Genomic DNA, 24,719 nt, shown 5'->3' on the forward strand with positions numbered 1-24,719 from the left:
TGAAGAATACTTTTAAGGTAATAGGATTAATGTCAGGTACTTCTTTGGATGGACTGGATATGGCCTATGTTTCTTTTTCTCGAAATGAATCTATTCATTTCGAATTGTTAAATGCAGAATGTATACCCTATAGTAAATTGTGGAAAGATAAATTGTCGAATGCATTTTATTTAGATGAAAGTAGTTTGAAAGAACTGGATACTGAATATGGAAATTGGCTTGGTAACACCGTTTTAAATTTTATCAAAACGAATAATCTTGAGCCAGATCTTATTGCTTCTCATGGTCATACTATTTTTCACAGACCACAAAATGGATATACACTACAAATTGGTGCTGGAAAAAGGATCCATGAAATTACACAAACTACGCTGATCAATAATTTCAGAGTTCAAGATGTAGAACTTGGTGGACAAGGAGCACCTCTGGTTCCAATGGGTGATGAAATTTTATTTTCTGAGTATGATTTTTGTTTAAACCTTGGAGGTTTTTCAAATATTTCCTGGAAGCAGAATGGAATCCGATATGCTTGTGATATCGGACCTTGTAATATTTTACTAAATAGTATTTGTAAACGATTGCAAATAGAATATGACAAGGATGGATTTTTAGCTAAGAAAGGGAAATCCATTGAAAGCTTATTAGAGAAATGGAACCAAATCGCATTTTATTTTTTAAGTCCTCCAAAAAGTTTAGGTCGTGAATGGTTTGAACAACAGTTTAAGGATGATATTTTTAATAAAGAATATATTGAAATTGATTTATTGGCAACAGCTATCCAGCATATTGCGTTTCAATTGAATCAGTTTATCAATTTTTGTATAAGCCAGTTTAATACAAGGAAACTTAAATACAGGGTTTTAATTACAGGGGGTGGTGCTAATCATGTATTTTTGGTACAGAAGCTTCGGGAACTTTCAAATCGAAATCTTCAATTTGAAATTCCGGATGCCAGCTTGGTAAATTATAAAGAGGCAATTGTATTTGCCTTATTAGGGTATTTAAGATGGCAAGGTGAAAATAATGTATTATCTTCTGTTACGGGGTCGATCAGGGATCATTGTAGTGGAGATATTTTTAATGGATAAATGTAAAATGATATCAGGAATATCGAAATGGTTTTTCAAATTTAAATGTTGCTTGCTTTTCTTTAGTTGGAATATTATTATTTTTACCAAAACTTAAATTATGTGTAAGGTTCCCGGAAAAATTGCCTTGGTTACAGGAGGTAGCCGAGGTATAGGTGCTGCGATTGCCGAAAAATTAGCAAAAAATGGCGCCCATATTGCAATTACCTATGTTTCTTCACCAGATAAAGCGCAGGAAGTTGTAGAAAAATGTAAAGCATATGGAGTAAATGCAAAAGCTTATCAATCAAATGCTGCAGTTCATGCAGAAGCAGAGCAGTTAGTACAGCAAGTTATCGTTGATTTTGGAGGTTTGGATATTTTAGTAAATAATGCAGGTATAACCAAGGACAATTTAATTCTTCGAATGACGGAAGAACAATGGGACCAGGTAATCACAACAAATTTAAAATCCTGTTTCAATTTAACGAAATATACCGCAAAACAAATGATGAAAGCACGTTCTGGTTCTATTATTAATATCTCTTCTGTGGTGGGTGTTTTTGGGAATGCAGGACAGTCGAATTATGCAGCTTCAAAAGCTGGAATGATAGGATTTACAAAATCTATGGCAAAAGAACTAGCATCGCGGAATATCCGTTGCAATGCGGTTGCTCCTGGATTTATTGAAACTGAAATGACCCATGTTTTAGATGACAAAACGAAAGAATTATTTTTAAAAAATATTCCTTTGGGAAGATTGGCAAGAGCAGCAGAAGTCGCTGATGTTGTTACCTTTTTAGCATCTGACCAATCAAGTTATGTAACTGGACAGGTGATCAGTGTTTGTGGTGGATTAAATATATAGGAAGCCAAAATATTTTGTCCTATTTCGAATGCCTTTAATTTGAGATTTTAGAAATATATAGTTTATTTAGAATATTGGAATAAAACTTAATACGCTTTAATTTCAAGCATCATTTTTAACCTGCTCAAAACTATTTGCTTCCGGTTTAGCATCGAATAAAATTTTTGTTTTTGCCCAGGTAGTCTTAAATAAATTCGATTTTCGATATGCTTCTAAATCTTCTATTGAATTCCAATGACTTAAAGTACTTAAAATAGTAGGATTTAATTTATCTTGTAATAATTTCACATCTAAACAACCTGGAAACGATTTAATCAAGGGCGAAGATTCAAAATAAATAGTTTTAAAGGTATTTATTTCGGCTGGTTTAAAATACATCTTTACAAATCGGATAATCATGTGGTTTTTATATTATGAATTTGTTATTTATTCAACAATATTAGTTTAAAATTCGTAATAATTTCAAGTCTATTTGTGAATTTCAATCAAAAAACATAGATTTGTATATTAATTTTTAATAACCTCTAAAATTTACACTATTTGTCACAAAGTGAAATCATTCTTACCGTTGAAAATGTGGATCCGGTAGCATTGTTTGGAGAAAACAACATCAAGTTAAATTTAATTCGAAAATCGTTTCCAGATATTACGATTACATCGAGAGGTTCTTTAATTAAAATTTTAGGTAAAAAGAAGGAAACGCAAACAGTTAAAGAAAAAATTGAATTGATGGTAAAAGTTCTTCGGGAACGCAAAGAGTTAACTGTTAAAACAGTGGAAGATCTTTTATTAGGGGAAAATCCTTATCATACCCAAGCTACACCAAATGAAAGTAAAACAGTTTTAGTACATGGTAGAGACGGGAAAGTTATATTTGCTAAAACGAAGAATCAGCAGCTTCTTGTGGATGCAAGTAATACGAATGATGTAGTTTTCGCAATTGGTCCTGCAGGTACTGGGAAAACTTATACAGCGGTTGCCATCGCAGTAAGAGCACTTAAGAATAAAGAAGTTCGCAAAATTATACTGACCCGCCCGGCGGTAGAAGCTGGCGAAAGTCTTGGCTTTTTGCCGGGCGATTTAAAAGAAAAAATTGATCCCTATTTAAGGCCATTGTATGATGCATTGGATGACATGATACCAGCTGAACGGCTGGCGCATTTTATGGAAACCCGAGTCATTGAAATAGCGCCTTTAGCATTTATGAGAGGTCGTACACTAGATCATGCCTTTATTATTCTTGACGAGGCACAGAATTGTACTCCTTTACAATTAAAAATGTTTTTAACTCGAATGGGCCCCTCTGCAAAATCTATTATTACAGGAGATTTATCACAAATTGATTTGCCCTATAATCAAGCTTCCGGTTTACGCCATGCAACGAAGTTGCTCCAAAATATTTATGGAATTACTTCGATCTACTTGAATCGGGATGATGTAGTTCGACATCGTTTGGTAAAAGATATCCTTAAGGCATATGAAACCTTGGATAAAGACCGAAGAAAAAGAGCGGGCGAAGAAGAATAATTTTTAGCCTGTTCTATTTTTTATTTCTGACCTCAAAATATTCAGATATCTGTTTTCCGTGAAAGAATGTTTGAGTTTTAAATTGAATCCTAATAAAATTTTGATATTGAATCAAATGCTAAATTAACATTTAGTCATATGAATTGTTAACGTTCTTAAAATATTAGCGTATTCGCTTTTTAAAATAGAACTTAGTGTTTAATTCTTTAAATCTAATCTTATGAATTGGAATTTCTTGTTTGTTTTTATGTTTACGAGTCTGGCTATTTTTCAAGGTAAGGCACAAACTATATTAAATGTTGGTCCAGGAAGAACTTATAGCAATCCTGCTCAAGCAGCAGCTGTTGCAAAACCTGGTGATACGATTCTTATCCATCCCGCTTCTTATACAGGAACTTTCTTTATAGAAAATTTAAAAGGAAGCCCTGCTAAATGGATTTACATCAGGGGCACTAATAAAGATCAGGTTATTTTTCAAGGTGGTACAGAATCTATGCATTTTTCGGATCCGAATTATTTACATATTTCGAATATTACAATCGCTGGCCAAACAGGAAATGGAATGAATATCGATGATGGTGGCAGCTATGATTCACCTGCAAAAAAACTTGTAATAGATCAGTGTATCTTTAAAAATATTGCTGCAACAGGTAACAATGATATGCTCAAACTTTCAGGATTAGATTCTTTTGTTATATCAAATTGTATTTTTGAAAATGGAGCTGCCGGAGGAAGTGGAATTGATATGGTCGGTTGTCATGTTGGTACGTTTATTAAAAATAAGTTTACAAATATGGGTAGCAATTCTATACAAGCGAAAGGTGGTACCAGCAATTTGCATATTGAACGCAATTATTTTGTAAACGGTGGACAACGTTCCTTAAATTTGGGAGGGAGTACCGGTGCAGCATTTTTTAGACCTATCGGTGCAAATTATGAAGCAAAAGATTTATTAGTAACAGCAAATATTTTTGAAGGTTCCTGGTGCCCAATTGCTTATGTTGGTTCTCGAAATGTGGTGGTTTCGAATAATACCATAATTCAACCTCAAAACTGGATTATCCGAATCCTACAGGAAAGCAGTGACACTTCATATTATCAATCTTGCGCTAACAATAGCTTTAATAATAATATTGTTGTTGTAACCAACTCACTTTCTACAGATGTAAATATTGGACCCAATACCTTGCCAGCTACCTTTAAATTTTCTAATAATCTGTGGTATCATTTGCAAAATACAAGCTGGAGAGGTCCACAATTACCAACTCCTGAAACAAATGCAATCATCCAAAAAAACCCATTGTTTACAGATTTTGCAAACAAAAATTATAACCTTACTGCAAATTCACCTGCAATAGGAAAAGGGAAGCCATACAATGGAATATTGTTTGATTATGCCGATAAACAATTTAAAAATCCACCTTCCATTGGAGCATTTGAAGGAAATTTGACCATTGCAAACAAAGAAAACAATACCATAAATAGTATAGAATTATTTCCAAATCCTGCAACAGATTATATAATTCTTGATAAACTATCCATGCTTGTAAAAATTCAATTAACTAATTTAAATGGTCAACTCATAGAGGAACTGAATTGTAATGCTTCAAAAATTCAAATCAATATAAAGAATTATCCTGTAGGCTTATATGTTTTAAATGTCTTGGATTTAAAAACAAATGCAAAAAAATTATTTATTATCCAGAAAATTTAAAGGAGTAATATGCATGGCCATATTATAAATATGGATTTATATTTAAATAATGGATTTTATTTTTTAGGTTTGAGTTCATAGTTGTAAATATAAAAACAGTATATGGATAATACAATAAGTGAAAAAAGATGTTTGATCCAAAAATTCAGATCAAGGTACAAATATATTTTTGGAAGAAACCATGCTATAAGAATACTGGTTATCAAATAAATACTCATTTTTAAAATAGCATAAGGAATTGGAAAATATTTTTGACCTTGTGTATAAGCCATATAACAAATAAAAAAATAGCAAATCACATTTGCAAAAGCTGCTGAAGAATTTCCAAAATAAGGTATTAAAAAGATATTCAATCCGATCATCATAAACATACCACTAAGACTAATGATGGCCATCATATAATTGCGGTCTGCTAATTTGTACCAGCTAGAAAAATTAGCATAAATTCCAGCGAAAATATTTGCAAGTAAAAGAATATTCACTAAAAACAACTCGCTGCGAAAATTTTTATCCAATAAATTAGCTAATAAGTCCAGGTACAAACAAGTTCCTAAATAAATTACACTACAGGTAATTACAAAATATAATGAAACTTTGGCAAATACGGCTTTTGAATTTTCTACACTCATATTTCTAAAGAAAAATGGTTCTGCAGCATAATTAAAAGCAGTAACAAATAAGTTCATAATTACAGCTAAGCGCACGGCAGCATTATATTGACTGCTTGTATCTAAATTTTCTATTATAGAACCGGGAAGAAAATATTTTAAAATGCTAGTAGAGCCATATTGTATAAAAATAAATGAAAGCGTAACCAGTATTAATGGAAAGGCGTAATTCAAAATCTTTTTGGATAGAGACCAATCGGCTTTTGCAATGGACTCTTTAAATTCAGGGAGTAGAAATATAAAAACGACAATACTCGAAATTAAATTTGCCAGAATGACAAATTCTAATTTCTTAGCAGGTGTTCCATCTATAAAGTTAATAAAAGCAAGAACTAAAATAATATTAAGCAAGAGCCCGGTTAATTTTATCCATGCATAACGGAAAGCTCGCTTTTGATATCTCAATTTAGAAAAGGGTAACGAACTGATGACATCCAATAATGCAATCCAACCAGCCATATAGATTACCATTCTCAAATTAGGATATTGTAAAAAATCTTCTATAGGTTTAATAAACACATACAATAACACAATGAAAATTAGGGATATAAAAAAAACCATCTGACTAGCAAGAGGATAAATGCTGGATTTATATTTTTCATCGGAAACAAAACGGAAAAATGTGGTCTCCATTCTCAAGCTTAGCAAACCTAAAAACAGCGCAATTAAAAAGTATACTTCTGCATAAATTGAGAAAAATGCACGATCTGATGCGAAAACACGAGTAAGATAGACGGTGACTAATAAAAAGTTGAGTAATCGGCCTAGTGAATAACTCAGACCGTAAATCATTGTTTCTTTTGCGAGAGATTTTAAGCTAGCCACTCAGCAAAGGTCATAAAAATCAACTGAATACATAGTATGAAAAGCCATATTTATTGTTTTGATCCAGAACCTTTAAATTAGCGCCTTCGGAAAACAATATGGTGGATATTGAATTATTGAAAAAAATATGCTTGACACCGGGTGCTCCCGGATTTGAACAGCCCATTCGTGCTTTATTAATGCAGGAGATGGAAGGCTATGCTGATGATGTTCAAATAGACCCAATGGGTAATCTTATTGTCTTTATTAAAGGGATTTCTTCTTCAAAATTGATGTTGACAGCACATATGGATGAGATTTCTTTTATTGTGCAACATATTGACGATGACGGATTTATTAGGTTTTTACCCCTGGGTGGATTTGATGCCAAAACCTTAACAGCGCAACGCGTTAAAATCCATGGAAAAAAGGAGGTTATTGGAGTTATGGGATCAAAACCAATTCATCTGATGAATCCAGATGAACGCAATAAGGCAGCTCAAATTAAAGATTATTTTATAGATACCGGACTTCCAAAAGCGGAACTTGAAAAGTACATTTCAATTGGTAATCCTATTACCAGAGAGCGAGAATTAATTCAAATGGGAAAATGTATCAATTCAAAATCCTTGGATAATCGCATTTCTGTATATGTATTATTAGAAATCATAAAAGCTTTTGGAAAAGCAAAACCAGAACTTGACCTCTATGCAGTTTTTACAGTTCAGGAAGAAGTTGGATTGCGTGGAGCAAAATCGGCTGCACATCGAATAGCACCAGATTATGCAATTAATATTGACACTACCATTGCTTTTGATGTACCAGGAGCACAAGCACATGAGATGATCACAAAATTAGGAAATGGAGTGGCTATAAAATTTTATGATAGCAGTGTGATTCCAGATTACCGTATGGTGAATTTTTTAAAGGAATGCGCAGATATGGAAAAAATAAAATGGCAAGCTGAATTACTTTCTGGCGGAGGCACAGATACCGGAGCTGTTCAGACTTCGGGAAATGGAAGTATTGCAGGTGCTATTTCTATTCCAACAAGACATATACATCAAGTAATAGAAATGGTACATGAAGAAGATGTGCTATCGGCTATCCAATTATTAAATATATCAATCAAGCAAATAACTAAATTCAATTTTGAATTTAAATAATTGAAAATCAAATTAAAACGAAAATCATGTGGCAAGAAATTAACAATAAGATGGAAGCTTCCTTTGAATTCCGGGATTTTGGAGAAGCTTTTGCATTTATGACAGAAGTTGCTTTTCAAGCAGAAAAATTAAATCATCATCCAGATTGGTCAAATTCATGGAATCTTGTAAATATTAGTTTGACTACCCATGATGAAGGAGATACGATTACTGAAAAAGATCACCGTTTAGCGGGTGAAATTGATCGTTTGTATAAAAAATACGCTAAATAATTTCAAAAATTTAGAGCATACAATTTATCTATGGCACTGGCAATAAAAAGTAAGTTACCAGCATCAGGTCTTTCGATTTTTGCCAGGATGACTGCAGCAGCTATTGAATTTGATGCTATTAATCTGGCTCAGGGATTTCCAAATTTTAGTCCGCCGACTGCATTGTTTGATTATTTATTGGAAGCATGTCAAAATGGTTTTAATCAATATGCACCAATGCCTGGCCATCCAGCATTGCGAAAACAAATTGCAAAACGATTAGAATCAGATTATTTTTTCAAGGCAAATTCGGATTCCGAAATAACCATTACAGCGGGGGCAACACAAGCGATCTATACGCTTATTTCAGCGTTTATAAAACCAGGAGACAAAGCAATAATTTTCGAACCCGCCTATGATTCTTATGGACCTGCGATATTAGTAAATGGAGGAATTCCAATTTATTTAAAGCTTGAATTACCAAATTTTAAGATACCCTGGGATGCATTGGAGAAGGTTTTGAAAAACGAAAAAATAAAACTGCTACTTATTAATAATCCACATAATCCGGCAGGCAGAATATTAACTGCGGAAGATTTAGAACGTTTGTATCAATTGACAAAAGATTTGGATATTTTGTTGATTTGGGATGAAGTATATGACTTGTTAGTTTTTGATTCAAATAAACATCAAAGCGCTTTACAACACCCTGGATTAATGGAGTATTCAGGTGTGGTTTTTTCAATGGGTAAAACCTTACACAATACGGGTTGGAAAATTGGATACACGATTGCAAAATCAAATATCACACAAGAAATCAGAAAGCTTCATCAATTCACTGTATTTTCTGTTAATACGCCAGCGCAATATGCAATTGCTCGTTTTATGGAAGAGCAAGCAATTTTTTTTAAAACGCTTCCAAAGTTTTATGAGCATAAGCGGGATTTCTTTTTCGAACAAATGAAGCATACAACTTTTGAGTTTTTACCATGTGAAGGTTCCTATTTTGCTTTGGCGAATATTGAAAAGCTTACTGACAAATCAGATTTGGAGTATGCTATGGAATTAGTTGAAAAAAGCAGGGTAGCTGTAATTCCAATTTCCGCATTTTATCACGATGGATTTGACCCACGAATGCTTCGATTTTGTTTTGCTAAGACAGAAGACACAATTCTGGAGGCGGCCAAAAGATTGGCCATGTGACAATAGATTGAAGGAAGTTACCTAATTTTTACTAATTTATCGAATGGCATTTATTGAATTGGTCTGTACAATTTTTGTACAGATAATTCTTAACTTAGTAAGCGTCAAGATCTATGGACTGCTAGACTATAAGGCCAAATTTATGAAAAGCAAATCGCCAAGCTTTTATTTCAACTTAAACTGTACCGGCAATACCAATTTAACGGAAACAGGAACACCATTATGTTTTCCATGTTTCCATCTAGGCATATTTTGAATTACCCGGATTATTTCTTCATCACAACCACCCCCAATTCCTCTAAGAATATTTATGGAATGTGGCATTCCATATTTATCTATAATAAATTCCAAAATAACTTTTCCTTCTATATGATTGTCTCTTGCTATTTGAGGATACCGAATATTTTTAGACAGATAACTATATAAATCTTTTTCATTGGATCCAAACATTGGCATCACTTCTGCAAATCGAATTGCTTCTGCGCTAGCCCCATTGGATTCAATGAAATCAGGACCAGAACCAGTATTGTTACCGGAGATTGTGCCATCCGGATTTTCTACATTGTCAGAACCAGTAGGAATACCTATAGTAGAATTCATTTCAGGTTTTAGAATTGGATCTTCTTTCGTTAACAAAGAGTCATCTTTAACCACATGAAATAAATTTGCGTTGTTGGATTTTGGCAATTTAGTTAAAATTGCTTTTTTTATGATTCTAGCTTTCTCAATCTTTGGATCTACCAGGATATCATGCCATTTAGAATCATCAGAAATGTTTACAACAGCTATTGGATCTTTTAATTTATCAATAATATTAGGAGAATAGATTCCGATTACAAATAATGACATTGCAACGATCATAGCTTTTAGCATATTTTGAGAATTCGTTTTTCTCAATAAGTAAGCACCATAAGCTTTGTTCCGGTTTTCAAAAACCAGATCTGTTAAATCCATGGAAGAATAGAATGAAGTTTTCATCTTTATAGATTTTAAATGTACTATAAAAGGAAAACGTATACGAAATGGAAAACGTTACTGAAAGATCCAAGTATTTTCAATTTGGAAATTCAAGGTAGTTTGATTTCCATAATTTTGGATATAGAATTCCATCCAATAGGTATACCGATAATTTAAGATTTTAGGAATCGGGATCGCTTTTAAACCGTCATTATTTCTTTATCTTTTAGTTCCACAATTTTATCAATTTTGGAACTATATTATCGAATCATAAATTTTCCAGTTCCAATTATTTTTTGTTTCTCACTTTTAATAATGTAAAAATAGGTACCATTGCTCAAATCGACTTTTATAGTTTCTTGGTTAGAATATAGAACTTGTTCAAAAAGTATACGCCCAAAAACATCAACAATTTCAAGAACATGTTTTTCTGAGATTGAATCATAAATTTTAATTACAGCAGAATTTGTAAATGGATTGGGATAGATTTTACACACTATTAAACTGTCAGATTTTATTGTCTTTACATTCGTAATTGATGGGTCGGATAGTTTCAAAATCACACCCCATTCGCCAACTACATAACCGTTTTTTTGGCTATTAAAATGTAATCCTTTTAAGCCATAACCACTCCCGCCATTTCCAATAAATTTTTGGGTAGTCCAAGTTTGACCTCCATTTTGAGTTTTACTTATAGTTGAACTGGTGCTAACAGCCCAACCATTTAGACTGTCAATAAAATAAAAATCATTTCCTATACCAGAATAGGGTGCATTTTGTTGATTCCAAGACATGCCGCCGTCTGTAGTATGTAAAAATTTAGTGTGACTTAAATCGAAGGCCCATCCATTAAGTTCGTCAGAAAAGAACACATCGTATAAGTATGCATTTGTTGACGCAATTTGTATAGTCCACGTTTGCCCACCGTTTGTAGTATGTAGTAATTTTCCAGAACGTCCATCAGCTACCCAGCCAATTTGGCTATTAGGGAAATAAATACTGTTTAGATCATATCCTGAGCCGATAGACTCTGTTAACCATGTTTTGCCACCGTCTTTTGTTCTCAAAAACAACCCCGAACTTCCACCTGCTATCCACCCATTGAGACTATCTGTAAAAAATACATCCATAAGATCCCATCCTGTTCCGGATACTTGTTTGGTCCATTTCTGTCCACCATCTACGGTATGTAAGACCGATCCGCTTTTACCAACAGCCCACCCTTTTTGTAAATTAATAAAATGCACTGCCAACAAATTTGATGATTCATTATTTGCTTGTCTGATCCAATTTTTTCCACCATCAGCAGTATGTAAAATAGTAGAATTTTCTCCAACAGCCCAACCATTTAGGATGTCAACAAAAGTAATATCTTCTAAATCCATTTCCCCTGCAGATGTCTGAGCCGTCCATTTTTTACCACCATCAATTGTGGTAAGAATAGTGCCTCCATTACCTACCACCCAACCTTTTAGATTGTCGACAAATTGCACATCATGCAATCCCATACTGGTGTTTGAAATTTGTGTATCCCAGGTCTTTCCACCATTCATTGTATGGATTATTTTTCCTGAATTTCCAACAGCCCAACCATTTTGATTGTCTCTAAAAAAAACATGTCTCAAGTTTCCTTGAGCTGAAACTTTAAGCCAATTTTGACCTCCATCTAAAGTATAAAAAACAAGACCATTTTCTTCAACGATCCACCCGTGTTTGGCGTCCGTAAAATTTACACTCCACAAGTACGTTGTTGTTCCTATTGCTTGCAATGTCCAATTTTGACCTCCATTTGAAGTATGAAGGAGTGTTCCGTTTCCTCCAACAGCCCAACCATTTTGATTATCAAGGAAATCCAGGTCGGTTATGCCCCAATTGGATTGTGACCATTGTAATAACCAGGTTTTACCACCATCAATCGTATTGAAGATTTGGCCCAAATTATCCCATTTATTGTAGCCAACAATCCAGCCCTTCTTACCGTCTGTAAATTGGACATCCCTAATTTCTAAATTAGAAATTTTAGACTGAAATTTCCATTCGTTCCCACTGTCTTCAGTATTAATAATATCTCCATATTGACCTACAGCCCATCCAATCTGGTTATTAATAAAATGTACCCCTCTAAGATCATAACCAGTCGCAGAATTTTGTACTATCCAAGATCCGCCTCCATTTGTTGTATGAATTATGGAACCTCCATAACCAACCGCCCAACCATTTTGACCATCTGTGAAATGTACATCCCAAAAGTATCCACCTGCTTGCCACTCCCAGTCTTGACTATGTAATTTAATGGGTTGGAAAAAAGCTAATAGTAATAAAAAGAAAGTTAGTCCTAATGAGCTGATTAAGCGAACAAGATTAATGGCTTTGAAACTTTTCATGTTCAAAATTACCAATTTAAGTTTAATAATGATAAATCTCAATGTGCAATGTAACAAGTTTCCATTATTTAATAATAATTACCTTTATATAAACAAGCTTGAATTTATTCTAGTTTACCTTTTACCTCACATTGCGATATATGACTAATACATTAAAGAAGTGTACTGAAGAAAACATCATTCAATGGCTTGAAGACAAAAGTCCGAATATGGAACAACAGTCAATGACTTGTTTGTATACCCTTTTTTATGAGAGAGTCAAAAGTTGGGTTTTGCAAAATAAGGGTTCAGAAATTGATGCACAGGATTCACTGACGGAAGCCTTGTTCAGTTTTGTTCGATGTTTTAGAGAAGGAAAATATAGTCATGAAGGTAAATTAGAACCATTTTTTATGCGTATTGCAAAAAATAAATTCTTTGATATTTGCCGGAAACGGAAATCAGACATTCCTTCCGGTGGAATAATTTCTATAGATGAAAATTTCCCTGGAGGTATTCCTTCTGACATCGAATGGACAGATCCTTTAATAGCAGAGGCAGAAAGTCAGGAAGAAATAAAACAAAATCAAAAAGTAGAGAAATGTCTTAATAAACTCTCTGAAAGTTGTAAGGATCGATTGGTTCGCTTTTATTATATGCAACAAAGCCATAAGGATATAGCAAGGGATCTTGGTGACTCCAGTGAAGCCGTATCAAAAGTAATGAAAAACAAGTGTGAAAAAAAATTAAAAGAGTATGTTTTTAATATTTGACAATTAAAATAAGCATGAAAGAAAATATTGATATTCAAGAAATCGAATCTTATTTGCATGACAAAATGACTTTAGAAGAAAGGCGAGATTTCGAAGCCAGAATGGAGTTAAATGAAACCCTTCGAAAAGAAGTAGAGAAAACTATTGTCATTTCGAAAGGCATCAAACACGCTGCAAAGAATGATATTCGTCAAAGAGCTGAAGCAGTCCGAAATGCATATCATAGTAGTAATGGATTTCAAAAACCCAGGTTTAATTGGTGGATGGTTGTTGGATTGTTTATGATTGCCGGACTTTTGTGGTTCGGTTATTGGTATTTTGGGAAATCTCAAATTGCTGAAACAGATAAAACAACGCCAGCAAAATCAACTCCTATTTTAGCAACTCAGACTCCCACAAATCAAGATGACAGTTTAAGTATGACTGGAGATAGCCCACTTTTTTCCAAGCTTGTCCAATTTGTAAATAATGATGGAAAGGCCATAGGGGAAAGTATTCAAGTTAACATCTTTCGTGACAACTCCTTGAAGCAAATCCATTTCCTTTACCAGAATGAATTACTCAATCTTTATTTACCTGCAGGAATTGAATTTCCGTTACCACCCATGCTAATTGGGCAAGGCAACGATCGATTTTTAAAAATTTCTAATGAAGAATATCTCTTGATCGATAGTGGAGCCTTGCAAATGTTAAATCATCAATAAATTTACTGACAAGAAATTATTTTGATTCAAATGAGAAAAGTCAAATTCCTGTTTTTAATATTATTAATACTTCAAATTGATGTGTTATTATCACAGGAAATAACGATGTCATTTGGCCTTGAAGAAAGTGATACGAATTACATTTCATTTGGACAAATAGATACGTCTGATTTAAATAGAGATGGAGAAGCTCATTTACCATCTGTTGTTAATTATCGCAATAAAATTTCAGTCCAGGTTTTTGATCAGGGCTTTGTTCCAGCTTGTGTAGGTTATGCCATTGCTTCTGCTGTTACCATTCGAATGAATTTATACTGTAATGTAAACTGCAGTTGTAAAAAAACGCAGCCTCCTTTTTCTGCAGCGTATCTCTATAATCAAATTTCGGGAGGAAAGCTTTGTGGCATATCTTTAGCACGAGCACTCGATACTTTAGAAAAACAAGGTATTTGTCCTGAACGAAACTTTCAAAACGACCGGTATTCAGCTTCCAAGCAACCCGATCGATCCGTTCGCAATACTGCAAGCAAGTTTAATTTTTGGAAAGGAGAACGCATTTTTTTCTTGCCATATGAATTACAAAATAATGATGAAAGGTATGTTTTAGTGTTGAAAATACTTAAAGCCTATATCTTTAAATCCAAACCTATAATTGTTGGTTTGCGTTGTCCCGAAGATTTCAAAACCTTTAAAGGCAAAGTTTATAAACCAGGCACATTGCCCGTCAATGCCAATCATGCTGCATTGGTTGTAGGCTATGATGATGAAACTAAAACAATCGAAATTCTCAATTCCTTTGGAGAAGATTGGGGTGATGATGGTTTTGCCAGAATTGGTTATGAAGATTTTTGTGAAATGGTGCGATATGGATATGTGACGAGATTGAATGGAGACATTGGTGATTCGTGTAGAATGAAATGATATATACTTTTTACAAATTCGCACTTTGTAGAAAAAAAATTCATCTTTTTCTTATAATTTGTACTTTGCGTTTTGTAATTATAAATTTTTTTGCATGGATTACTATTTTTGACTTTAGATGTAAAAAAAATAGAGTTCAAATAATCCAAGTTATTTTACGAGAAAAATATTTTTTATCATGATTTTAAAAAATCTAATCTTGTATTTAGGTTAATGCAGCAATTAATTTCCATTCATTTAAATGAGTTCGGCAATTTTAAACTTAAAATTTGCTGCAACCAAATTATCTTTTTATTTTTGTTAAGAAACCTCCAAAACAATTTCTTTAGTATGAAAATATGGGTTATATTAGTCACTTTAATTATTGGAATATCACTTAACATAAATGGTCAGAAAATAGATACAGCACTTCTTATTAATGACTTAGACAGTTTGTATGATTTGGCTGACGAACTTCAAAAAAATGGAAAGGCATTGGAAGCTTTACCAATTGCAAAAAATGCTGCCAATGAGACTGCACAAAAATTGGGAAAATTTCATCCTAAATATAGTCCCTTACTAAATTTGGTTGCAGTCTGCCATTATCGTTTAGGTCAATTAAATGAGGTTGAACCATTATTTATTGAAAATTTGGAAATTCAAGAGCGGATATCTGGTAAACAAAATGCATTTTATGCAATGTATCTAAATAATCTCGGTGTACTTTATCTTGATTTAAGGAAATTCGAAAAAGCTGAAGTTAATTTGATAGGGTCAAAGATAATTAGGCAAGATCTTTTAGGTAAAAAAAATTTAGATTACATTGGATCACTTAAGAATCTTGGCGCGTTGTATGATGCAACTGGAGACTATAATAAAGCAGAAGCTTATTATTTAGAAGGACTATCAATTTTGGCAGATTCATTAAAAATGAAAAACAAAGAATATGTATCTTTCTTAGGTAATTTAGAAAATTTGTATTCCCACATGGGATTATATTCTGAAGTTGAAAAAATTTGTATTCAAGACTCTTCAATTCGTTTTGATTTATACGGAAATAATCACCCCGAATTTTATAGATCTCTAAAGACTTTGGCAAATACATACACTGACCAGGGTAATTTTTATGAAGCAGAAAAACTGATTATTAGAATTATTAATTTCCAAAAAAAACAATTTGGAAGTCAACATCCAAATTATGCTGGGGCACTTATGAATTTAAGTGTCTTATATTCAAATATGTTATTACATGAAAGCGCAGAACCAATTTATAATGAAGTCAAGGAGATTTACTTTAAAGTCTTTGGCGCTATGAGCTCTAAATATGCAGATTGCTTAAATAATTTAGGTATTTTATATTTAAAGACAAATCGATTAAAGCAATCAAAATTATTTCTTGAAAAAAGCATAAACATTAGGGCCAAAATTTTTGGTAAATTAAGTCTAGAATATGCAAAAAGTTTGAAAACGTTAGCAAATACTTTTCTAGAATTAAAGGATTATAGACGTGCAAAAAGCAATTATATTAAAGCGTTGAGCATAGAAAAGAAAGTTTTGGGAATTAATCATCTTGACTATGCATCTACTCTTGGCAATTTAGGAACATTATATTTACGACTGGGTAAATTTAAAGAAGCAGAACAATTCTTTTTACAAAGTAAAAATATTAAAAAAGAGATGCTAGGAACGCATCATTATAGTTATATAATAAGCTTAATTAATTTGAGTGCCTTATATCAATATTCTGAAAATTTTCAAAAATCAGATTCATTCTCACTTTATGCTTCAACAGAAATCAATTGGCTTTTCACCCATGCAGTTCGATTTCTTTCAGAAAAAGAACTGTATAATTTCAAACAATTTTTTATAAATGAACTTGATAATCAACTATCATATGCTCTTTTTAGATCAAAAAATATTGAGCAACTTTCACCAATCATTCTTGATAACATACTTTTTTATAAAGGTTTAGATCTTCAAAAATACATTTTTAATAGAAACAGAGCTCAATTAAATCCTTCAACGGCTAAGATATTAGATCGAATCACTTTTTGTCATCATAGGCTTTATAATGAATATGTTAAACCTATTACTTCTAGAGATTCTAATTCCTTAGCAAATTTAGAACAGGAAACAAATGACCTTGAAAAACTACTTGCCCGAGAACTCGTGGATCTTGGAGAAGTGAATAAGTCTCCAAGATGGCAAGAGATTCAAAACAAACTTAAGGACGATCAGTCAACTATTGAATTTATTCGGTTCGAAAAGACTTTTCCTAAAACAACCGACAGCATATATTATGCAGCTCTCATCCTTCGCCCAGATTATGTCCATCCCTATTTCGTCCCCCTCTTTGAAGAAAGAAAACTAACTCAATTACTAGATTGTAAAGGTCTTGATATTAACGAATGCTTATCTAGAACTTTTCCAAATTCGAAAACTTCTTCACTTTACAATCTTATAATCCAACCGTTGGAACCTTATTTAATTGGAGTAAAAACTTTAATATTCTCCCCTGCAGGACTATTGTATAAGATTAATTTAGGAGCTTTTGGTTTTAATGGCGATAGTATTTTATCCCAAAAATATAAGCTAGTACAACTTGGTAGTACCCGTCAATTGATCGGTCGGGACTCCATCTATGCGGATAGTACTCAATCAACTGCATACCTATTCGGTGGAATTCAGTATGAAATGGACAGCACCGCAATCTCTAATGCAAATGCTAAGCTGGATACAGTTGTCGCTTTTGCTACCAGGGGATCGTCAGAATTGCAATTTAGATTCGCTGATTCAACATTGCAGTTTAAAGGATTCAATTATCTCCAGGGGACTGCAGAAGAAATAAATAACATTCAAGCGCTCATCCGAAAACAAGGCTTAAGTGTAAACACTTTTTCTGGATTCGAAGCAACTGAAGAAGCTTTCAAACTTATCGGATTAAATTCTAAACCGCCAAGAATTTTGCATCTGGCTACACACGGTTTTTTCTTTCCTGATCAAATAAATAAAAATGACGGGCGCCTCGCAGAAAATGATCAACCTGTTTTCAAAATGAGTGATCATCCAATGATTCGTTCTGGATTGATTATGGCTGGAGGTAATCAAGCCTGGAAATCAGTGATCCCAAATAATTCAAGGATGGAAGATGGCATACTCACAGCCTATGAAATAAGCCAGAGCAATTTACGTGGGACAGAACTTGTTGTTTTATCTGCCTGCGAAACCGGGCTTGGTGAGATAGAGTCAAACGAAGGAGTATATGGACTGCAGCGTGCTTTCAAAATAGCCGGGGTGAGATACCTCATGATGTCACTATGGTCAGTACCCGACCAAGCTACCCAAGAATTTATGACCTTATTTTATCAAAAATGGCTTTCCGAAAAACTACTTCTGCCAGATGCTTTTAGAAACACTCAATTGGATATGAGAATAAAATATCCCTCCAAGCCATTAAACTGGGCGGGATGGGTGCTAGTGGAATAGTTGAATTTAGTCTTCATCATCACTACAATTAATTTAGGGACCACCATCTGATGATTATTCCTAAGGTCTAGTCATTTACACTTTGGTTAATTTCTTTCTAAGTGTCTTTTCCCGGGGAAACTCAGGATGCTTTTTTATTTTAATAAAAGCAGGTTTACCTTTTTTACTTATCTCCGATAATTAAGTATCAGGTATAGAAAATTCTCATTCTAATCTTTTAAAAATTAAATGAAATTATTCAAACTGAAATTTTTTTCTTAACCATTAAAATTTTAAAACATGAAAAACTTAATCCTTTACACAATTCTTTTCACAAGTTGTCTGATAACACCTGAATTGAAATCACAAAGCAATGTGGGTATCGCAGTTGGTTATACGAGTATGCATTGGAATATACCTCATACTGGCGCGTATCAAGAACTCGGTAACTGGACATCAACAGGCGGCTGGGCTATTTCAATTCCCTTTGAGCATGCTTTATCAAAAACACTAGCTTTTCAAACTGAATTTACATGGATCCAAAAAGGAGCTGAAGTAAATTCAACTGAATACATATCTAGAACTCTTGTAAATAGCAATGTCTCCATAACTATAAATTATATTGAAATACCGATGTTGCTAAAAGCATCTATTCCATTGCATAAAATGGATTTACAATTCCTAGGAGGAGGGTATGCCGCAATAGGTATTAGTGCCAAAATGAAAGCAACTGCGGCAGCAGGAACGCAGACTGCGAGCGCTACTCAGGATTTGGATTTCGAGGAGAACATGATGAATCGATTTGATGCCGGTTTGCTTATAGGCACAGGAATTCAATTCTCGAATAAATTCTTTATTCAAGCGAAATACAATTTAGGCTTATCAAATATTGATCACAGTGGTGACCCGAATTCTGCGATCTATAACAGAGGTCTTGTTTTTTCAATGGGTACATTCTTTTAGAAAAATTATCATATGAATATTAACCTTAAGAAGTCGAATACATCAAAATCTTTCAAACATTAAAAAATTATTTTCTAATCCATTCAAAATTAAAAAAAATGAAAAACTTATTTCTTACGCTCAGTATTCTATTTTCAATCCATACATTGGATTCCTTAGTAGCACAAACGCAGTTGCTCAAACCTATTGAAATTAAAAAGAACAAATTTTACCAAGAAGGAATCCGTTTGAAACCCGGCAAACCTCTCGAATTTGCTTTAATGAAAGCAAATAACAAAGAGATCAATGACTTATTCAGGAAAGGAAAAAATACCCAAACATTAGGAACTATTATTGAAAGTCTTGGCCTTTTAGTAATGGGCGTTGGGCTTTTATCTGGAGGTGATTCTGTTGGAAGTTATGCATTGGGAGGTTCAGCTATCCTGCTAACAGGCGTGGTTGTTTCTTTACCTGGGTTCTCGAAGAAAAAGAAAGCTGTGGTGAAATACAATGAAGTCATTGCTAAAATGTAATAATGGATTTTAGAAGCTTTAAATCAAATGATTGTATAGCTTGCATCTGGACTGAAGACTACTCATGTAAGCTATCCTTCAATTTCAATTTATATTGAGTATTGACAAATAATTTTCAATCCTCAGCCAATTTGATTACATTTGATTTTAAAGGAATTACCAAAAACCTTTTGATTATTTTCAAGATATTTGCCTTATTAGTTATTTTGAAAAATTTAATTAAAACATTGCTATTCTCTACTTTAAACCTTTAAAAAATGAAAAATAAACTTTACCTAATTCTGTTATACTCTTTTTTTCTTATTGGACCTGCTATTACACAATCAATCCCGATCAATTATTCTGATTGCTTGACTGGAAAAATCACTTCCCCTTCTCAAATAATAGTATATACTTTACCGAATGTGGAGATAGGAGATAGTATAATTGTTAGAGTTTCCAGCCTGCAAATTTCATCTATATCTCCATGTGTCAAAATGTATTTTCCAGGAAATATCATCCCAGACACGAGAGGATGTGCTACTAATTCACAAAACAAAGAAATTGTATATTTTGCAACTTCTAAAGGGACATATACAATCACTGTAGAGGATAATGTTCATTTCTTTACTGGAGAATTTAAAATTTATGTTGAAAGAACTAGTATGCCTGTTGGTGCAATTAATATAAAATGTGGAATTCCCGTAGTCTCAAAATTTGACTGCCATCCAGAAATGCTAGTTTGGAATTTTGGCGCCATGCCAAATTCACTAATCGCTATTAATGCCACAGGTTCTCCTGTTTCGGCGTGCATTATAGTAAGAGACCATCTAGGTAAAATTGTAGCTTCGGATGTAGGAATTCACACGAATGCTACTCTTTCTTTTAATACAACAAGTACATATGAATGCTACTCAGTATTTGTGTTTGACTATAATTCGCATACAACCGGGAATGTAACTTTGACTGTAGCTTCTATTATTGGAGGTTGCACCAGCGTAAACATTGAATCCAATTTGAATAAAAGTTCTTTTTGCACAGGCGAAAATATCACTTTGACAGCAATGATCCCAACTACGATCCCTAATGCCACTTATTCCTGGACTGGACCAAAGAATTTTAAATCCAATAAAAAAACAATAAATATTAATAATGCGATGCCTGGGCAATCTGGTACATATACCGTAATTGTAGATGATCCAACTAATTGTTCGAGCTCAGATAGTGTTTCTATTGTAATAAATAATCGTCCAACAATTATACCAAGTGTTGATCCAGTCAAAGCAATGGTTTGTGCTGGTGATAGTATCAAGCTTAATGTCAATACCAATGCAACAATTCCGATTTATATTTGGAATGGACCTAATGAATATTTAAGTTCCATACAATCTCCGTTAATTTTAGTGCCCGACACATCGAAATCGGGACGATGGGAATATTTGGTTACTGTTACTGATGACTCCACACATTGCTCAAGTACAGATACCATTTCTGTTCAAATAAATACCAAGCCTTCCGCGAATATTACATCCCCGGCAACTGGAGTAATTTGTAAGGGAGAAACGCTACTGTTGAATGTTGAAACAAATACTTCGGCAAATTCATTTTCATGGATCGGGCCAAATTTATTCACATCTATAATTCAAAATCCAAGTATAACTAATGTGGATAATTCAAATCAAGGAAATTATTTTGTAACAGTAACCGATACGAATGGCTGTCATCGAAACGACACAGTTGATGTAAGCATAGAAGAAATAGTCCTTCAGGCAATACCTATAAATGATGGCATTATAGCATCAGCATCAGGAGGTGCCCGTCCATATACCTACACCCTTTTTCCAGGTGGTCAGACAGATACCACTGGTGTTTTTACAAAATTGAATCCCGGTATATACACGATTTCAGTTTCTGATAAGTTTAATTGCAATGACTCTATAACTTTAAATATAGTTGTCGGTACTGTTAATCCTAAAACAGAATGGAGTTTATCGATATCTCCTAATCCTAGTAATGGCTTGTTTCAAATATTGCGCAAAGAAAACAACAAAAAAGAATTGCATTTAACTGTCTTTGATGCATATGGAAAGATGATTACTAGCTTTATTATAAATAACGAATTGAAAACTTTGGATTTGAGCAATCAATCAAATGGAGTTTATATGATTCGTATTTCAGACGGCGACAAAGTTGGAGCAATGAAAGTTTCAATTGTGAAATGAATTTTAGAAATTAACCAGATCATTCATCAAATGCACAACCTTATCTATATCTAATAAATATTAATAAAATGAAAATTTCAATCTTTATCTTTTTTCTTTTGATAATTACTGGATGCAGTAAAGACAATGACTCAAATTCAAACTGCGAAACAGTATTCAACCCCAATGGCCCGGCCTTTATTAAAGTAATTAATAATCGATCAGAAACTGTTCAAGTCTATTTTGGTGATTTCAATTTATCAATAGGCGCGCAGCTTAGAAGTGGTGTTTGTGAAATTTATGGCGTCCCTGTAAAAAACCGTGCGGTTGAAATTTCCACACTCGATGGTACTAAATCCAAAGACATATTTGTGGATGCAAAAGAAGGAGAGACGACAACAATTACTGTAGGGGCTGATTTTTTTTGAAAAATAATATTAATAAAATGCTAATTGGATAAAATATTTTATTACAAAATTTCAAGTATACTTTAAATGTATTTTTCCATGAATGGAGCAATGACCATAAAAAAAATTGAGTCCTTAAATAAAATTATTATCAAATGAAAAACAAAAATTTGTTGTACATATTGCCATTGATGTGTTTTACATTAACGCTAATCAATAGTTGTAAAAAAGATGACATATCCTCTTCATTAATTATTGGCCAAAGTTATCAAGGTGGCAAAATCGCCTATATTTTACAACCAGGAGATTCTAATTATATCCATAATACACAACATGGATTAATTGCAGCTCCAAACGATCACAGTAGTGACATTCAATGGTATGATAAACATATATACAACCATATTGGTACAACATCATCGAAAATAGGCACTGGAAGTGCAAATACAAATACTATTGTAAATCTTCAAGGTGAAGGCACCTATGCAGCTAAGTTGTGTTTAGATTTAGTTTTGAATGGTTACGACGACTGGTATTTACCAAGTTATTATGAATTAACCACGCTAAACTCCAATAAGCTTAAAATAGGAAATTTTGACCCTTTTGGATACTATTGGAGTTCAACAGAAAACAATGAGTACTATGCTTGGGGATTTGACTTTGATTTAGGTAAGAATCATATTAATCTAAAAGACGGATTTGGAAAAGTACGAGCTATTCGTTCTTTCTAAAAAGTTGAATATTAATAATAATATAATTAACTTATGCCTCAGTTTAAATTTCTTAGTTATTTTTTATTGTATTTAATTTTCACTATTCCACATGGAAATTCACAGGATAATCCATTAATTGAGGCATTCAAAAAAAACAACTACGACCAAGTCAGGCAATTATTAAATGAAAATAAATATATAAATGTTCCTGATCCTTATAATAATTGGACCCCGATTTTTTATGCTACCACTCAAGCTGGTTTGGAATCATATTTAAAATCGGAAAAGAAAAATAAGAATTCTGAAGGTCAAAGTTTTATTGAATATAAACAGCAATTTCATGAAATAGTAAATATGCTCTTAGAAAAAGGTGCCAGGATAAACGTGTTTGATAAAATTGGAAAAAGTCCACTCTACTATGCAGTATTTAATGATGATAGTATTCTTGTAAATCAATTTTTGGATAAAGGTGTGGGAATTGAAGATTCTGAAGAGTTATTTCTGTTAGCTTCAAAATACGGATTTATTAGGATTGTATCTAATTTGCTAGAAAATAAATTGGATCCATGTGATGCCAATAAAGAGGGGTTTGGGGCTTTACATCTTGCAGCAATGAATGGGAAATTAAATACTTTTAGCATATTGTCGTCCAACACCACAAACATTGATTGTAAAACAAAGCCATCTTCAGGTTATTTTTCAGAACTCACTTCATTGCAACTTGCTTGTATGAATGGCCAGGTTCAAGTCATTCCCAATCTTTTATCAAAAGGAGCATTATTAGAAGTAAAAATGAAGGATGGCAAGAATTTGCTCCATTTAGCAGCTATGGGTGCTAGATTCGAAGTGTCCAGTTATTCCAAAAAGGGTGAAATAGAAATGGAAGATATTGTACTTGGGGGCAATATTAATTTAGTCCAATTCATAGATTCAGTCAAACCTAATTTACATGAATACGACCAGATCGGAGCCAACCCATTACATTATGCATGCTATTACAGGAAGTTGCCGCTTGCTGTAGAATTATTTAATCAAGGAGAATTGCCAGTGATTATCAAATCAACTTGCGAGCATTCATTTGCCTCAGCCTTATCACAAATTCTTTTTAAAATAGAAAAAGATACGAACTCATTTGTGAAAAGTGAATTTGATATCGCCAAGAATTTGATTTTGATTGCGAAAAAGAAATATCAGGATAGCTTAACCAAAGTGAATAATAAAATTGTGAGTAGCGATTTACTCAATATTCTTACCGTGGCTTTGACATTTGCCGGAGGTGGTTTGATAGGTTTGGCTTTAACTTATGGTGATATATTCTCTGAAATTGAGTGCCCAGTTATTCATTCTTATGATTTAAAAAGTATTAAAAAATATCTAAAAGCTCAAATAACGATTTGTGATAACTTTTTAGTCTTAATGGACGACAAGGATGCCATTCAAAACAAAAATATATTTTATGAAAAATTAATTTCAATTCTCAATGTAAAAGAATTAATGAGTAAGGAGCAATAAAC

21 protein-coding genes are annotated in these 24,719 nt (G+C 33.2%); 17 read left to right on the forward strand and 4 right to left on the reverse strand.

Annotated features, from left to right (window positions below):
* The first annotated feature begins 29 nt into the window (after positions 1–29).
* Entirely contained in the window at positions 30–1,088 is a 1,059-nt protein-coding gene (locus IPO86_03555; GenBank protein MBK9727175.1) for an anhydro-N-acetylmuramic acid kinase, read from the forward strand.
* A 100-nt stretch (positions 1,089–1,188) separates the two neighbouring features.
* On the forward strand, positions 1,189–1,935 hold the full coding sequence (gene fabG / locus IPO86_03560; protein MBK9727176.1) for a 3-oxoacyl-[acyl-carrier-protein] reductase: 747 nt from the start codon (positions 1,189–1,191) through the stop codon (positions 1,933–1,935).
* Positions 1,936–2,037: 102 nt separating this feature from the next.
* Here the strand turns inward: fabG and IPO86_03565 are convergent, their stop codons facing one another.
* Complete coding sequence (locus IPO86_03565; GenBank protein ID MBK9727177.1) at positions 2,038–2,334, reverse strand: antibiotic biosynthesis monooxygenase; 297 nt, start codon at positions 2,332–2,334, stop codon at positions 2,038–2,040.
* 141 nt (positions 2,335–2,475) lie between these two features.
* Here IPO86_03565 and IPO86_03570 point away from each other — a divergent pair, with 141 nt between their 5' ends.
* Both IPO86_03570 and IPO86_03575 read left to right on the forward strand, forming a co-directional pair.
* The gene (locus tag IPO86_03570; protein MBK9727178.1) at positions 2,476–3,462 is read left to right on the forward strand and encodes a PhoH family protein; all 987 of its coding nucleotides are present in this window, start codon (positions 2,476–2,478) and stop codon (positions 3,460–3,462) included.
* A 220-nt stretch (positions 3,463–3,682) separates the two neighbouring features.
* Positions 3,683–5,176 carry a right-handed parallel beta-helix repeat-containing protein gene (locus tag IPO86_03575; GenBank protein MBK9727179.1) on the forward strand — a complete coding sequence of 498 codons (1,494 nt, stop codon included), beginning with the start codon at positions 3,683–3,685 and terminating at the stop codon, positions 5,174–5,176.
* A gap of 56 nt (positions 5,177–5,232) precedes the next feature.
* Here the strand turns inward: IPO86_03575 and IPO86_03580 are convergent, their stop codons facing one another.
* Positions 5,233–6,636, reverse strand: a complete 1,404-nt coding sequence (locus IPO86_03580) for a polysaccharide biosynthesis C-terminal domain-containing protein (GenBank protein MBK9727180.1) — start codon at positions 6,634–6,636, stop codon at positions 5,233–5,235.
* Between the two features lie 131 nt (positions 6,637–6,767).
* On the opposite strand from IPO86_03580, the gene IPO86_03585 reads away from it, so the two are divergent.
* From IPO86_03585 to IPO86_03595, 3 genes are read left to right on the forward strand one after another with little or no spacing between them, the layout of a single operon-like run.
* A complete protein-coding gene (locus IPO86_03585; protein ID MBK9727181.1) occupies positions 6,768–7,814 on the forward strand; it encodes a M42 family metallopeptidase in 1,047 nt (348 codons plus the stop codon).
* A 26-nt stretch (positions 7,815–7,840) separates the two neighbouring features.
* Positions 7,841–8,086 carry a 4a-hydroxytetrahydrobiopterin dehydratase gene (locus tag IPO86_03590; protein MBK9727182.1) on the forward strand — a complete coding sequence of 82 codons (246 nt, stop codon included), beginning with the start codon at positions 7,841–7,843 and terminating at the stop codon, positions 8,084–8,086.
* A gap of 30 nt (positions 8,087–8,116) precedes the next feature.
* Complete coding sequence (locus IPO86_03595) at positions 8,117–9,268, forward strand: aminotransferase class I/II-fold pyridoxal phosphate-dependent enzyme (GenBank protein MBK9727183.1); 1,152 nt, start codon at positions 8,117–8,119, stop codon at positions 9,266–9,268.
* A gap of 165 nt (positions 9,269–9,433) precedes the next feature.
* Here IPO86_03595 and IPO86_03600 read toward each other — a convergent pair whose 3' ends face one another.
* Entirely contained in the window at positions 9,434–10,246 is an 813-nt protein-coding gene (locus tag IPO86_03600; GenBank protein MBK9727184.1) for an energy transducer TonB, read from the reverse strand.
* Between the two features lie 239 nt (positions 10,247–10,485).
* On the reverse strand, positions 10,486–12,609 hold the full coding sequence (locus IPO86_03605; GenBank protein ID MBK9727185.1) for a T9SS type A sorting domain-containing protein: 2,124 nt from the start codon (positions 12,607–12,609) through the stop codon (positions 10,486–10,488).
* Between the two features lie 140 nt (positions 12,610–12,749).
* Here IPO86_03605 and IPO86_03610 point away from each other — a divergent pair, with 140 nt between their 5' ends.
* The 10 genes from IPO86_03610 to IPO86_03655 all read left to right on the forward strand — a co-directional run bounded on the left by IPO86_03610 (position 12,750) and on the right by IPO86_03655 (position 24,717).
* On the forward strand, positions 12,750–13,361 hold the full coding sequence (locus IPO86_03610; GenBank protein MBK9727186.1) for a sigma-70 family RNA polymerase sigma factor: 612 nt from the start codon (positions 12,750–12,752) through the stop codon (positions 13,359–13,361).
* Positions 13,362–13,375: 14 nt separating this feature from the next.
* Positions 13,376–14,065 (forward strand): hypothetical protein, encoded by a 690-nt coding sequence (locus tag IPO86_03615; protein MBK9727187.1) that lies wholly within the window; start codon positions 13,376–13,378, stop codon positions 14,063–14,065.
* 30 nt (positions 14,066–14,095) lie between these two features.
* Positions 14,096–14,986 (forward strand): C1 family peptidase, encoded by an 891-nt coding sequence (locus IPO86_03620; GenBank protein MBK9727188.1) that lies wholly within the window; start codon positions 14,096–14,098, stop codon positions 14,984–14,986.
* Positions 14,987–15,316: 330 nt separating this feature from the next.
* Positions 15,317–18,451: a CHAT domain-containing protein gene (locus IPO86_03625; protein MBK9727189.1), complete on the forward strand. Its 3,135-nt coding sequence runs from the start codon at positions 15,317–15,319 to the stop codon at positions 18,449–18,451.
* Between the two features lie 279 nt (positions 18,452–18,730).
* Positions 18,731–19,393, forward strand: a complete 663-nt coding sequence (locus IPO86_03630) for a PorT family protein (protein ID MBK9727190.1) — start codon at positions 18,731–18,733, stop codon at positions 19,391–19,393.
* A 98-nt stretch (positions 19,394–19,491) separates the two neighbouring features.
* A complete protein-coding gene (locus IPO86_03635; protein ID MBK9727191.1) occupies positions 19,492–19,905 on the forward strand; it encodes a hypothetical protein in 414 nt (137 codons plus the stop codon).
* Between the two features lie 257 nt (positions 19,906–20,162).
* On the forward strand, positions 20,163–22,106 hold the full coding sequence (locus IPO86_03640; protein ID MBK9727192.1) for a T9SS type A sorting domain-containing protein: 1,944 nt from the start codon (positions 20,163–20,165) through the stop codon (positions 22,104–22,106).
* Positions 22,107–22,174: 68 nt separating this feature from the next.
* Complete coding sequence (locus IPO86_03645; GenBank protein MBK9727193.1) at positions 22,175–22,513, forward strand: hypothetical protein; 339 nt, start codon at positions 22,175–22,177, stop codon at positions 22,511–22,513.
* A 134-nt stretch (positions 22,514–22,647) separates the two neighbouring features.
* Entirely contained in the window at positions 22,648–23,223 is a 576-nt protein-coding gene (locus IPO86_03650; protein ID MBK9727194.1) for a DUF1566 domain-containing protein, read from the forward strand.
* A gap of 33 nt (positions 23,224–23,256) precedes the next feature.
* Positions 23,257–24,717: an ankyrin repeat domain-containing protein gene (locus IPO86_03655; protein ID MBK9727195.1), complete on the forward strand. Its 1,461-nt coding sequence runs from the start codon at positions 23,257–23,259 to the stop codon at positions 24,715–24,717.
* Positions 24,718–24,719: the final 2 nt, after the last annotated feature.

This window comes from Saprospiraceae bacterium (assembly GCA_016717265.1).
Taxonomy (GTDB): Bacteria; Bacteroidota; Bacteroidia; order Chitinophagales; family Saprospiraceae; genus Vicinibacter.